Origin of the sequence: Pseudoalteromonas sp. A3, assembly GCF_025942345.1 — a bacterium.
In the GTDB taxonomy this organism is placed as follows: Bacteria; Pseudomonadota; Gammaproteobacteria; order Enterobacterales; family Alteromonadaceae; genus Pseudoalteromonas; species Pseudoalteromonas atlantica.
Map to the genome: position 1 here is coordinate 474481 of NZ_JAPCKL010000001.1, position 13438 is coordinate 487918.

A 13438-nucleotide genomic window follows, 5' to 3' on the forward strand; every position below is an offset into this window, starting at 1 on the left:
CGCGTATTTTACGCTTTTTATAATTAATTGCAAAAAATAGCGCGTTAGAATGGTTTTTACTGTCGGCATAACCCTTGTGTAAGCTATAATGCGGCCATTAATTTAAGTTGCACATTGGAGAACACGACTTTGCACTTTACTGATCTTGGGATTGATACTCGCCTTGAAACACAATTAGCACATCAAGGGATCACCCAGCCCACAGATATTCAAGCACATGCAGTGCCTACCGCACTTGCAGGGCATGACATTTTTGCTCAGTCTAAAACTGGGTCGGGCAAAACATTAGCGTTTTTATTACCTGCTGTTCAGCGAGTTATGAAACAAAAAGCGCTCAGTAAACGCGATCCACGTGTCCTCATCGTTGCACCAACCCGTGAGCTTGCAACGCAAGTATTTACGCAATTGCGTTTATTAATTGCGGGCACAAACATTAAAGCTGTAAAAATACTCGGTGGCGAGAACTTTAACGATCAAATTAAAGCCCTTCGTAACGACCCGCACTTTGTTGTGGCAACCCCTGGGCGTTTGGCCGATCACATCACAAAACGCTCATTACAATTAAGCGGGTTAGAGCTATTAATTTTTGATGAAGCTGACCGTATTTTAGACTTAGGTTTTACTGAACAGCTGAAAATGATTAACGAGCAAGCTAATCACCGCTTGCGCCAAACATTGTTGTTTTCAGCGACACTAGATCACGCTCAAGTAGATGCCCTATCGCGTAATTTATTAAAAAAGCCAAAACAAATTACACTGAGCGCCGCTAACGAGCAACACAGTGATATTAAACAAACACTCTATTTAGCCGATCACCTTGATCATAAAGAAGCGTTACTTGAGCACTTTTTAAAACAAGATGATGTTGGCCAATGTATTATATTTACAGCAACCCGTGCCGATACCAGCCGTTTAAGTGAAGCATTAAATGCAAAAGGTTTTAAATCGGTGGCTTTAGCTGGCGATTTAACACAGAGCAAACGCCTAGAGATCATGGACTCGTTTAGCCGCGAAAACTTTAAAATTTTGATCACCACTGATGTTGCTTCGCGAGGATTGGACTTATTAAGTGTAACGCACGTAATCAATTTTGATTTACCAAAACACGCTGAAGAGTATGTACACCGTATAGGTCGTACAGGCCGCGCCGGATTTAAAGGTAATGCATTATCGCTAGTAGGCCCTAAAGACTGGGCAAGCTACTTAGCAATTAAGTCGTTTTTGAACGACGAGCTGGTTTTTGCAAGCGTGGATGGCCTTAAAGCTAAATTTAAAGGTATAAAAGAGAAAAAGCCTGCAACAGCTGCTGTAAAAACTAAAAAAGTTGCACAGGTGAAAAAGCCGCAAGTTAAACGCAAGGCAAAACCTAAAAAACCAGCTGCACCTATAAAAGCCCCGATGAACATTGATGGCAATTCACCAATGCGCCGTAAAAAAAAGCCTGAGCAGGAATAATTATGAGTTACCTAGGAACAACACAAACCTTATTTGTAAAAGAAGTGAGCAATGAAGGTGCTTACCTTGATGGCCACGATTTAGGGGAAGTGTTTTTACCAAAACACGAAATTAAAGATGAACTTGAAGCTGGCGATAGCATAAGCGTTTTTATCTTTTTAGATAACGCCAATTTACCTACAGCAACAGTAAAAAAACCCCATGCCCAAGTAGGTGAATACGCACTGCTTCGTGTTAAAGAAATAAATAGCATTGGCGCTTTTTTAGATTGGGGACTAGAGAAAGATGTTTTAGCTCCATTTAACGAGCAAAAACCACGTATGCAAGAAGGTCATTCTTACTTAGTTCGCTTATATTTAGATAATGCGAGCCAACGTATTTGTGCATCAAGCAACTTTAATCGCTTTTTATCAAAAGATGAGCCTGAGTACACACATCTTCAAGAAGTTGATTTAATTGTTGCTGGAAAAACAGATATTGGCTACAAAGTGCTTATTGAAGAGTCTCACTTTGGTGTTGTGTTTTACAACATGGTATTTAAAAACTTATTTGTAGGGCAAAAGCTTAAAGGGTTTGTTCAAAAAGTACGTGAAGACGGAAAAATCGACGTTATACTTGAAAAGCCAGGCATGGGTAAAGTAAGTGAACTTGGCGATAAAATAATGGAAAAGCTTAAAAACGAGGGCGGCATACTAGCCATTGGTGATAAATCTGATCCTGAGCTTATCAAAAAAGTATTTTCAACCAGTAAAGCTAACTACAAAAAAGCCATTGGTGGTTTATTTAAGCAAGGCTTGATAGACATAGAAGCCAAATCTATCCGCTTAAAATAATTGTACACTTTTTATAAGCGCTAACATTATGTTGGCGCTTATAGTTAAATTTTTTCTAAATAGTCTAATTAAATGATTGTTCAAAGATGATAAAACGTTTTGATGAATAAAAAAACGTTATTTAGCTATTATCGCTAATGGCACTTATATTGCCCTATTCTCTGCCCTCACCTTCGCGTAAATGAAATTTTTAAACAAAGCTAACACTAGGTTTACCCCTGAAAAATAATTAGGGAATTGCTAATAGGCATTAGCCCATAATACGCTTATACGGTAACGTACATTCTGTATATTGCTTTGAATAATCAAGTATCTCAGCTTTGGTTTCTAAGCTTAGTGGCGCCAACCTAAATACTTTATTTTCACATTCACTTTGTTTGTCGTCGTGATTTGAAATGCAATCTGACGTAGTTACGTTTTGGCGCGTTAACCGCTCTTCATTTTTATAGCATAAGTGGTGTGCGTAGCCATGCATGGTTTGCTTAAATTCAAATAAATCGACAGGGTAATTTGCGACTAAGTCAGTAATCGTCGCTACTCCATCATAAGCTTTACTAGAAAAAACATATTTATTTACTGAAAAACCTGCAACAACAATTAAAATAGATCCAAAAATTAACTTCAAAATAAACCCCTTACTGCATTCTTAGTACTAATGTAGCATAAAAATGTATTCATAAAAGGGGTTTAGCACTAAATAATTGCTTTTTGTTAACTTAAACTAGTGATTTATTAACATCAGTTAAAGTTTGTACCGGATCTGACGATTGTGTGATCGGTCTCCCAATCACTAAGTAATCGCTACCCGCTTCAATAGCTTGCTTAGGTGTCATAATGCGTTTTTGGTCACCCACATCACTACCAGCAGGGCGAATGCCTGGAGTAACTAGCTTAAACTCGCTACCTAATTGTGCTTTTAGCGCTTTCGCTTCTTGGGCAGAACATACTACGCCATCAAGCCCTGCTTCTTTTGTTAATTTAGCTAAATGAATAACTTGTTCTTGCGCTGATTTTTCAACACCCAAACGCTTTAGTTCAGCTTCGTCCATGCTGGTTAGCACTGTCACTGCAATTAATAAAGGTGCTTTATCACCAAACTTTTCAAGTGCCTGCTTTGCCTTATTCATCATTTCAAAACCACCTGATGCATGAACGTTTACCATCCAAACGCCCATATTAGCCGCTGCGGTGACCGCTTTTGCAACTGTATTAGGGATATCATGAAATTTTAAATCTAAAAATACGTCAAAGCCTAAATCGATTAACTGTTTAACGAATGCAGGGCCAAAATAAGTAAACATTTCTTTGCCTACTTTTAAGCGACACGTATCTGGTGAGAGTTTTTTTACAAAATTAAGAGCCGCGTCTTGTGAATCGTAATCTAGGGCAATAAGAACTTTTTTTGTATCTTCTAAAGACATAACTATCCTAATGAATGGCAGTAAAGTTATAAATAGTTGGGGGTTATTAAAATCCGTCTAGGCCTCTACTTGGCACAATGGTTTCCCAATGTTTACAAGATGGGCAGTTCCAATAAATAGTGTGGCTTGTAAAACCACAATGTTGGCATTGAAAGTCTGGTTTTGTAGCTATATACGACGTAACTAGCTTATCAATTTCATCAAGTACTTCTTTGGTATTTGGATTTTTATCACCCATTAGCTGTAGTAAAAAGCTAAAACCTCGAATTGTAGGCTGACGTTTTAAGCTGTCGGTTAAAAAATCAAATGCCTGTTTAGTATTTCCTTGCTCTAACAGTGCTTGGCAATGTTTTATTTTTATTAGCACCCCGCCTTTATCGAGCAAGTCACATAATAAATCATGAAACTGATGTGTTAAATTTAACTGCTTATAACTATGTGCAAGCTGGTCAATAAACAAAGGCGCAAATAACGTAAATTGGCAAACGAGTTCACGCCAATAGTAAATTGCTTTTACGTAGTCTTCACTTGTGTAAGCCGATAACCCTAATTCGTATAAAGGGCGAACCGCTTTGTAATTTAAGCTAATGGCTTTGTTCATTAATTGTGGTTTATTTTCGCTTAAGGCAGCTTCGCTGTAAAAATTAGCAATTGCTTTAAAATGCTGCTCTTTAACGAATAACTCACTATGGGCTTCGAACATATTAATGCCCTTTTCCCACTCTCGGGTTTGCGAGTATAAAGTAATAATTGGGTCAAGTGCTTGTTCATGCCAAGCTTTAACAAGCCACACTAAATGCTCTTCTGCACCGTCTAATAAGCCGGCCATAATATAATCTTCAGCTAATTCTAAACGGCTAGCGGCAGCTTGTTGTTCATTTAAGCTTGGGTGTTTTAAAAGGAGTTCATGAATTTTTATTGCGCGGTCAAGCTCACCTCTTCGGCGAAACATGGTAGCAAGGGTTGAGTAGTGGTCAACAGAGTCAGCAGCCACTTCTAATAGGTTTATTAGGTGCTCTAAGCCCTGATCTTCTTCTCTGTCTAGTAAAAACTTTAAGCCTTTACTGTATTCTGAAGTGATTTGGCGGTTGAGTTGATGAGCTTGGTTTTTTGCACTATTTTTGCCCATAATCCAGCCATAACCGGCAGCAACAGGCAGTAGTAAAAACAAAAGCTCAATCATGATTAGGTGTCTTTATTAGCAATAAGCTTACTATTATTTTTTTCTGGCGCTAATTGTTTTTTTAAGCGGTAATTTTGCCACTTTAATTTAGAAAACAATTTAAAGCTAATAAAACACCCTATTATTACACCCAGTATAAAGCAGATACTTATTATTACAGCGAGTGGCAAGGTATTACTGGCAATAATATAATTGATTTGTACTAATTGTGGATTTTGAGAACCCAATAAAAATGCGCAAAATAGGCATAGTACAACCAGAATAATTTTTAATACCTTAAACAAGTAACTACTCCAACTGGTTAACTAGGCAATACTCTCGTTTACGCGGTCGCGTAATTCTTTGCCTGGTTTAAAATGAGGTACGTGCTTACCATCAAGCTCTACTGTATCGCCAGTCTTAGGATTACGACCTGTGCGAGGAGCGCGGTAATGCAAAGAGAAACTACCAAAACCTCTGATCTCAATACGATCTGAAGTAGATAATGAGCCGGCCATTTGTTCAAGAATTTCTTTTACTGCATTTTCAACATCTTTCACTGGAACGTGTGCGTGCTGTTCGGCAAGTGTTTCTATCAGTTCTGACTTAGTCATAGCGTTTCCTTAAAGAGAATAGTGGAAGGGCAAAACTGCCCTTCCAATTAAAAACTAATTAGTAATTAGTCTTTTTGTGCATTTGCGAAAGCAGCTGCCATTGCGTTTTCAAACACTGGCTCTTCTTTCTTAAGCTTCTCTAGTACTTCTTTCTCTTCTGCTTCGAAAAGAGCTTTAACAGATAAGCTTAAAGTGCGGTTCTTACGATCAACGCCAACGTATTTAGCTTCGATTTCGTCGCCTACAGAAGCAACAGTCGTTGCATCTTCAACGCGCTCTTGAGCGATATCAGCTACACGGATGTAACCTTCAACGCCTTCGATAAGCTCTACAGTTGCGCCTTTCGCATCAACTTCAGTCACTTTACCTTTAACAATAGCACCTTTTTTGTTTGCATCAAGGTAGTTATTGAACGGGTCAGCTTCGATTTGCTTAACACCTAGAGAGATACGTTCACGCTCTGGGTCAACTTGCAATACGATAGCAGTGATTTCGTCGCCTTTCTTGAATTCACGTACAGCTTCTTCGCCAGGCGTGTTCCAAGAAATGTCTGAAAGGTGTACAAGACCATCAATACCACCGTCAAGACCGATAAAGATACCGAAGTCAGTGATTGATTTGATCTTACCAGTAACTTGGTCGCCTTTGTTTTGTAGACGAGCAAATTCCTGCCAAGGATTAGCAATACATTGCTTAAGACCAAGAGAAATACGACGACGTTCTTCGTCGATTTCAAGAACCATAACTTCAACAGTGTCACCTAGTGAAACAACTTTTGAAGGGTGGATGTTCTTGTTAGTCCAATCCATTTCAGAAACGTGAACTAGACCTTCAACGCCTTCTTCAATTTCTACGAAGCAACCGTAATCAGTAAGGTTAGTTACACGACCAGAAAGCTTAGAACCTTCTGGGTAACGACCAGCGATAGCTGCCCATGGATCTTCGCCAAGCTGTTTAAGGCCTAGAGATACACGAGTTTTATCTTTGTCGAATTTAAGAACTTTAACTGCGATTTCGTCGCCAACATTAACGATTTCTGAAGGGTGCTTAACACGCTTCCACGCCATATCAGTGATGTGTAGTAGACCATCAACACCACCAAGGTCAACGAATGCACCGTAGTCAGTAAGGTTCTTAACGATACCTTTAACTTCTTGACCTTCAACAAGGTTAGCAAGAAGCTCTTCACGTTCTTGTGAGTTTTCAGATTCGATAACTGCACGACGTGAAACAACAACGTTGTTACGTTTTTGGTCAAGCTTGATTACTTTAAATTCAAGCTCTTTGCCTTCAAGGTGAGTTGTGTCACGTACTGGACGAACATCAACAAGTGAACCAGGTAGGAAAGCACGGATTGAATCAACTTCAACTGTGAAACCACCTTTAACTTTACCGTTGATAACACCAGTAACAGTCTCTTGCTCTTCACATGCTTTCTCAAGACGGATCCACGCTTCGTGACGCTTCGCTTTCTCACGAGAAAGGATAGTTTCACCGAAACCGTCTTCGATTGCATCTAGTGCAACATCTACTTCGTCGCCTACAGCAACTTCTAGTTCACCAGCAGCATTTTTGAACTGCTCTGCAGGGATAGCACTTTCTGATTTAAGACCAGCATCTACAAGTACAATGTTATTCTCGATTGAGATTACTGTACCTTTAACAATAGAGCCTTGCTCTGCTTCAAAACCCTTTAAGCTTTCTTCAAATAACTGCGCAAAATTTTCTGACATACGAATATACGTCTCATATATTAATACCAATAAGCAACCATGCTGCATGGGGTTGTTAAAATAGCACTGGCGTCCTGCTGGTGCATAAAATGTGTTTAGCTTCGTTTAGGAAGCTTGCCTTGTGAGATAGCAATATCGACTAAAGTTATAACTTTATCAAACACTTGCTGAGCGTTAAGCTCGCTTGTGTCTATTTCAATTGCATCATCAGCAGGAACAAGCGGCGCAACGGTGCGATTCATATCGCGCTCATCACGAGCTTGAATGTCCTGTAATAGACCACTTAGTGTAACATCAAGGCCGCGCTCATTCAACTCAACATAACGTCTGCGCGCGCGTTCTTGTGCACTAGCGGTTAAATATATTTTTAATGGTGCGTCTTGAAAAACCACGGTGCCCATATCTCGGCCATCAGCAATTAAGCCCCGTTCGGTTTTAAACGCACGCTGGCGTCGAAGTAACGCTTCACGTACACGCGGTAATGCAGCCACTTTTGAAGCAGCTGCCCCAACCTCTTCATTACGAATTGTCGAGGTTACATCTTCGCCTTCTAAAATAACTTTTCCAGCATTAGTTTGGCTATCAACCAAAAACTGCACATCTAAGTTTGCAGCAAGCGGAACAAGCGCTTCTTCGTTGTCTAATGCTATTTGGTGATGAAGTGCGGCAAGGGATAATACACGGTAAATTGCGCCGCTATCCAATACATCCCACCCCAATTTGTCGGCTAACAAGCGACAAACAGTTCCTTTACCTGAACCACTTGGGCCATCAACGGTGATTACGGGCATTAATAACGCCTGCATTTAAAACCTCCTGCAATGCACACCTAAATAAAACCGCGATATTATACGTCACTTCTGCAAATAGATCCGCTTTAGTGTGTAACTTTTTATAATTATTTATAAAAAGCCTACTCACTCACTGATGCTAAAACCTTGAAAAAGGTTGGAAAAGTTTTATATGTACACTTAGGATCGTTGATTGTAATAGGCTTTCCGCCTACGGCAACCATTGCAAAACACATCGCTATGCGGTGATCGTCATACGTATCTATAGCCACATCATTGAATGCACTCGGTGGTGTAATTTCGATAAAATCTTCACCCTCTACAACCTCGGCACCCACTTTACGAAGTTCAGTTGCCATAGCATATAAACGGTCGGTTTCTTTTACACGCCAGTTATAAATATTGCGAATAGCCGTAGGACCTTTAGCAAATAAAGCAACCGTAGCAAGTGTCATTGCCGCATCAGGGATAGCGTTAGCGTCAATATCTACACCTTTTAATTCACCTTTGCGAACAACTAAACGCTCGTCATACCATTTTATTTCAGCGCCAACTTGTTCCATCACTTTAGCAAAACCAATATCACCTTGAACTGATTTAGCGCCCACGCCTTTAATTTCAATTTCGCCACCGGCAATAGCCGCTGCCGCAACAAAGTAAGACGCTGATGATGCATCACCCTCCACCATAATACGCTCTAGTGATTGGTATTGTTGGCCGCCTTTAACTTTAAATGTTGTATAGTCGCTGTGCTCAACTGTCACCCCAAAACGCGCCATTACATCTAACGTAATATCAATGTAAGGCTTAGATACCAAAGTACCCTTAATGGTAATTTGCGTATCACCACTAAATAAAGGGGCAGCCATTAGCAATGCTGTTAAAAACTGGCTAGAAATACTGCCATCAATTTCAACAGTACCGCCTTTAATTTGCCCACCAATTATTTTTAGCGGTGGGTAGTCTTTATGTTTTGTGTAGGTAATATCGCCGCCAAGTGCTTGTAGCGCATCGACCAAGTGCCCTATTGGGCGCTCTTCCATGCGCGGCTCACCTATAAGCTCATATTCCCCAGCTACAGCAGCGAGTACCGCGGTTAAAGGACGATAAGCAGTACCTGCATTGCCTAAAAATAAAGGGTCACTTGGGGTTTTAAATACACCGCCAACCCCTTCTACGGTTGCCACAGTGCGATCATCATTAAGCGTTACGTTAACACCTAGTAGTTTTAATGCACCCAACATATGGCGAATATCATCGCTATCTAGCAGGTTTTCAACAACGGTAGTCCCTTGAGCCAGCGCTGCTAATAATAAAATACGGTTTGATAGGCTTTTAGACCCTGGTAAGGTAACACTGCCATTTACACGAGAAATAGGCTCTAAACGAAGTTGTTCCATTAGCTGTGCTCCTGTGCAAATGCCGCCATAAAGTCAACCAAGGCTTGCACACCTGCAAGTGGCATTGCGTTATAAATACTTGCGCGCATACCGCCTACAATTCTGTGTCCTTCTAGGGCAAGTAAGCCGGCTTCTTTAGATTGCGTTACAAACTTTTCGTTTAAGCTTTCATCGTTTAACCAAAACGGTACATTCATACGCGAACGACAATGCGTGGCTACTTTATTAGTATAAAAAGGCGATTCATCAATAAAGTCATAAAGCAGCTTAGCTTTAGCAATATTTTGTGCTTCCATTGCCTTAACGCCACCGTTTTGCTCTAGCCATTCAAATACTTCGGCCGCTAAATACCATGCAAAAGTAGGCGGTGTATTAAACATGCTGCCTTGTTTTGCTTCAAGTGCGTAATCTAAAATGCCAGGTTTAGCTAAACCTTCACGCTCAAGTAATGTTTTGCGCACAATAACAATAGCTATACCTGATGGACCTATATTTTTTTGTGCACCGGCATAAATTAAATCAAATTTATTTACGTCAATTTCACGCGACAAAATAGTCGATGACATATCAGCAATAATAGGTGCCGTTGGGTGGCTCGGCACATCAAAAATCTCTAAGCCGTCTACTGTTTCATTTGGGCAGTAGTGAATGTAAGATGCATCTGCAGGTAACTCCCACTGCGCCACTTCTTTTATAGAAAACAGCCCGTTTGCGTCATTTCTAACGTTGATTGAGTGGGTTTGAGTAAATTTATTAGCTTCATCAGTGGCACTTTTAGACCAAACGCCGTTCTCGCAGTAAACCGCCGTTTTACCATTTTGATGTAAATTTAATGGCACAGCGCTAAATTGACCGCGGCCACCACCGTGCATAAATAACACTTCAAATTCATCGCTAATGTTCATTAAACGACGAAGGCTGGCTTCGCATTTTGCAGTAAGCGCTAAAAAATCTTTACTACGATGGCTAATTTCCATCACAGATACGCCTAAGTCTTGCCAGTCTAAAAATTCTTTTTGTGCTTTTTGCATAACAGCTTGTGGAAGCATAGCTGGCCCCGCACAAAAATTATATTTACTCATTACCTTTGCCTCATTCCAGTAATTTAAACTCTTTTGATAAACAAAAAAGGATTATTAATTTTTTTCAACATGATTAAAAAAAGCGGCCTTAGCCGCTTTTTCAATTTCAGTTATTCAGAAGGTGGATTATCATCCGTTGCTTCTTCATTTACTGTATCAACCGTTTCAACGTCTTCAATATCAACTAAGTCACTGTCTGTAACTTCAATCTCTTCGATACGTTGTAAACCAACTACTTGCTCTTCGTCAATAGTTCTGATCAAAATAACACCTTGGGTGTTACGTCCAACCGTCGATACTTCATTAACGCGGGTACGTACTAGCGTACCACGGTTTGAAATAATCATTATTTCGTCGTTGTCGTCAACTTGTACAGCGCCAACTACTGCGCCATTACGCTCACTCACCTTAATAGATACAACACCTTGTGTTGCACGGCTCTTAGATGGGTAATCTTCAAGTTGAGTACGTTTACCGTAACCGTTTTCAGTCACAGTTAAAATAGCACCATCAGACTTAGGCACAATTAACGACACTACGCGTTGGTCGTCGGCCATTTTAATACCACGAACACCGGTAGCAGTACGACCCATAGGGCGAACACCTTTGAAACGAATTTCAGGGTTGCCTTCTTCGTCAAGTACCGGGTTGCCGTTTTCATCAACAACAGCAGACTCTTCCGCTTCTTTAAAGCGTACCACTTTACCTGCATCAGTAAACAACATAATTTCGTTGCTACCGTCGGTAATATCAACCCCAATTAGGCTATCGCCTTCGTTAAGGTTTACCGCAATAATACCGCTTGCACGTTGACGGCTGTATGCCGTTAGTGGTGTTTTCTTCACAGTACCAAATGCAGTTGCCATGAAAATGTATTTATCTTCTTCGTACTCGCGTACAGGTAAGATAGCAGTGATGCGTTCATCATCTTCAAGTGGCAGTAAGTTAACAATTGGCTTACCGCGAGCGGCGCGACTAGCCAGTGGTAACTGGTATACTTTAAGCCAATACAAACGACCCGCAGTAGAGAAACATAAAATGGTATCGTGGGTATTAGCCACTAAAAGACGCTCAATGAAATCTTCATCTTTCATCTTCGTTGCTGACTTACCTTTACCACCACGGCGCTGCGCTTCGTAATCAGACAATGCCTGATACTTAACGTAACCTTCGTGCGATAGGGTCACAACAACATCTTCTTCGTTAATTAAATCTTCAAGGCTGATATCGTGCGCTGCAGCGTTAATTTCTGTACGACGCTCATCACCATATTGCTCTTTAATTTCTACTAACTCATCACGAATAACTTCCATTAAACGCTCAGGGCTACCTAAAATGTGTAGTAGCTCAGCAATTAAATCTAACAGCGATTGGTACTCTGCTAAGATTTTTTCATGCTCAAGACCAGTTAGTTTGTGTAAACGTAAATCAAGAATTGCTTGTGCTTGCTGCTCAGAAATATAGTACTGACCATCGCGAATACCCAGCTCACTTGCCAGCCAATCTGGGCGTGCTACGTTGTCTTCGCCTGCTTTTTCGAGCATAGCTTGTACGTTACCTAAATCCCATGGGCGAGCTGTTAAGGCTACTTTAGCCTCAGCTGGGGTTGGCGATTTACGAATTAACTCAATAATTGGGTCGATGTTGGCAAGCGCAATTGCTAAACCTTCAAGGGTATGAGCACGGTCGCGCGCTTTACGTAAATCAAATACGGTACGGCGTGTAACCACTTCACGGCGGTGAATAACAAACTCTTCAAGCATTTCTTTTAAGTTGAAACACTTAGGTTGGTTGTTAATTAATGCAACCATATTCATACCAAACACAGTTTGTAACTGAGTTTGTGAATATAAGTTGTTGAGGATAACTTCACCTACATCACCACGTTTGATCTCAATAACGATACGCATACCGTCTTTATCTGATTCATCACGTAGTGCGCTAATGCCTTCAATTTTTTTATCTTTAACAAGCTCAGCAATTTTTTCAATTAAGCGTGCTTTGTTAACCTGATAAGGAATTTCGTGCACGATAATGGTTTCGCGGCCTGTTTTTTCATCGGTTTCGATGTCGGCGCGTGCACGCATGTACACTTTACCACGGCCGGTTAAATAAGCATCTTCAATGCCTTTTTTACCATTGATAATGGCAGCCGTTGGGAAATCAGGACCCGGAATGTAATCCATTAATTCATGAATCGTTAAATCAGGGTTTTGAATAAGCGCTAAACAACCATTAACCACTTCAGTTAAGTTATGAGGTGGAATGTTTGTTGCCATACCTACCGCAATACCCGATGAACCGTTAACAAGTAAGTTAGGCACTTTGGTTGGTAAAACGTCAGGAATTTGTTCGGTACCGTCGTAGTTAGGAACGAAATCAACCGTTTCTTTTTCAAGATCGGCTAATAACTCATGCGACATTTTTGCCATACGTACTTCTGTATAACGCATTGCCGCTGCTGAATCACCATCAACCGAACCGAAGTTACCTTGGCCATCTACAAGCATATAACGTAGTGAGAATGGCTGTGCCATACGCACGATGGTGTCATAAACTGCACTGTCGCCGTGTGGGTGGTATTTACCGATTACGTCACCGACCACACGGGCCGATTTTTTGTAAGGCTTATTCCAGTCATTACTAAGCTCGTTCATTGCAAACAAAACGCGGCGGTGAACAGGTTTTAAACCATCACGTACGTCTGGTAATGCACGTCCTACAATTACGCTCATTGCGTAATCAAGGTAGGAGTTTTTTAACTCGTCTTCAATATTGACTGGCAGAATTTCATTGGCGAGATCAGTCATTTGATATCACATTCCTTCAGTATCAGCTCTTAGCAACCCGGTATTAGGCGCCAAGAGTATTTGTTATTATTTCTAAGCGACCATGCTATCACAATTAATTTAAATTTACAGGCGCAAAACTTTGCGATTTATCAATT

12 protein-coding genes are annotated in these 13438 nt (G+C 40.6%); 2 read left to right on the forward strand and 10 right to left on the reverse strand.

From position 1 onward, the window contains the following. Nucleotides 1-129: 129 nt before the first annotated feature. Nucleotides 130-1455 (forward strand): DEAD/DEAH box helicase, encoded by a 1326-nt coding sequence (locus OIZ54_RS02140; RefSeq protein ID WP_029774003.1) that lies wholly within the window; start codon nucleotides 130-132, stop codon nucleotides 1453-1455. A 2-nt stretch (nucleotides 1456-1457) separates the two neighbouring features. Next, the gene (locus OIZ54_RS02145) at nucleotides 1458-2288 is read left to right on the forward strand and encodes a S1 RNA-binding domain-containing protein (protein ID WP_054982457.1); all 831 of its coding nucleotides are present in this window, start codon (nucleotides 1458-1460) and stop codon (nucleotides 2286-2288) included. A gap of 250 nt (nucleotides 2289-2538) precedes the next feature. On the opposite strand, the gene OIZ54_RS02150 is transcribed toward OIZ54_RS02145, so the two are convergent. The 10 genes from OIZ54_RS02150 to gyrA all read right to left on the reverse strand — a co-directional run bounded on the left by OIZ54_RS02150 (nucleotide 2539) and on the right by gyrA (nucleotide 13301). Next, nucleotides 2539-2913, reverse strand: a complete 375-nt coding sequence (locus OIZ54_RS02150) for a hypothetical protein (RefSeq protein WP_004587876.1) — start codon at nucleotides 2911-2913, stop codon at nucleotides 2539-2541. A 91-nt stretch (nucleotides 2914-3004) separates the two neighbouring features. Next, nucleotides 3005-3709 (reverse strand): orotidine-5'-phosphate decarboxylase, encoded by a 705-nt coding sequence (pyrF, locus tag OIZ54_RS02155; RefSeq protein WP_024034097.1) that lies wholly within the window; start codon nucleotides 3707-3709, stop codon nucleotides 3005-3007. Nucleotides 3710-3755: 46 nt separating this feature from the next. Continuing rightward, complete coding sequence (gene lapB / locus OIZ54_RS02160; protein ID WP_264389580.1) at nucleotides 3756-4892, reverse strand: lipopolysaccharide assembly protein LapB; 1137 nt, start codon at nucleotides 4890-4892, stop codon at nucleotides 3756-3758. A gap of 2 nt (nucleotides 4893-4894) precedes the next feature. After that, nucleotides 4895-5176 (reverse strand): lipopolysaccharide assembly protein LapA domain-containing protein, encoded by a 282-nt coding sequence (locus OIZ54_RS02165; RefSeq protein WP_004587873.1) that lies wholly within the window; start codon nucleotides 5174-5176, stop codon nucleotides 4895-4897. A 21-nt stretch (nucleotides 5177-5197) separates the two neighbouring features. Continuing rightward, the gene (gene ihfB / locus OIZ54_RS02170; protein ID WP_004587872.1) at nucleotides 5198-5485 is read right to left on the reverse strand and encodes an integration host factor subunit beta; all 288 of its coding nucleotides are present in this window, start codon (nucleotides 5483-5485) and stop codon (nucleotides 5198-5200) included. A 65-nt stretch (nucleotides 5486-5550) separates the two neighbouring features. Further along, a complete protein-coding gene (gene rpsA, locus OIZ54_RS02175; protein ID WP_004587871.1) occupies nucleotides 5551-7218 on the reverse strand; it encodes a 30S ribosomal protein S1 in 1668 nt (555 codons plus the stop codon). 95 nt (nucleotides 7219-7313) lie between these two features. Then, nucleotides 7314-8024 (reverse strand): (d)CMP kinase, encoded by a 711-nt coding sequence (cmk, locus tag OIZ54_RS02180; RefSeq protein WP_004587870.1) that lies wholly within the window; start codon nucleotides 8022-8024, stop codon nucleotides 7314-7316. Between the two features lie 107 nt (nucleotides 8025-8131). Next, the gene (gene aroA, locus OIZ54_RS02185) at nucleotides 8132-9409 is read right to left on the reverse strand and encodes a 3-phosphoshikimate 1-carboxyvinyltransferase (protein ID WP_248442460.1); all 1278 of its coding nucleotides are present in this window, start codon (nucleotides 9407-9409) and stop codon (nucleotides 8132-8134) included. After that, nucleotides 9409-10491 (reverse strand): 3-phosphoserine/phosphohydroxythreonine transaminase, encoded by a 1083-nt coding sequence (gene serC / locus OIZ54_RS02190; protein ID WP_024034095.1) that lies wholly within the window; start codon nucleotides 10489-10491, stop codon nucleotides 9409-9411. Before serC ends, aroA begins: the two co-directional genes overlap by 1 nt. A gap of 110 nt (nucleotides 10492-10601) precedes the next feature. Then, nucleotides 10602-13301 (reverse strand): DNA topoisomerase (ATP-hydrolyzing) subunit A, encoded by a 2700-nt coding sequence (gyrA, locus tag OIZ54_RS02195; protein ID WP_024034094.1) that lies wholly within the window; start codon nucleotides 13299-13301, stop codon nucleotides 10602-10604. Nucleotides 13302-13438: the final 137 nt, after the last annotated feature.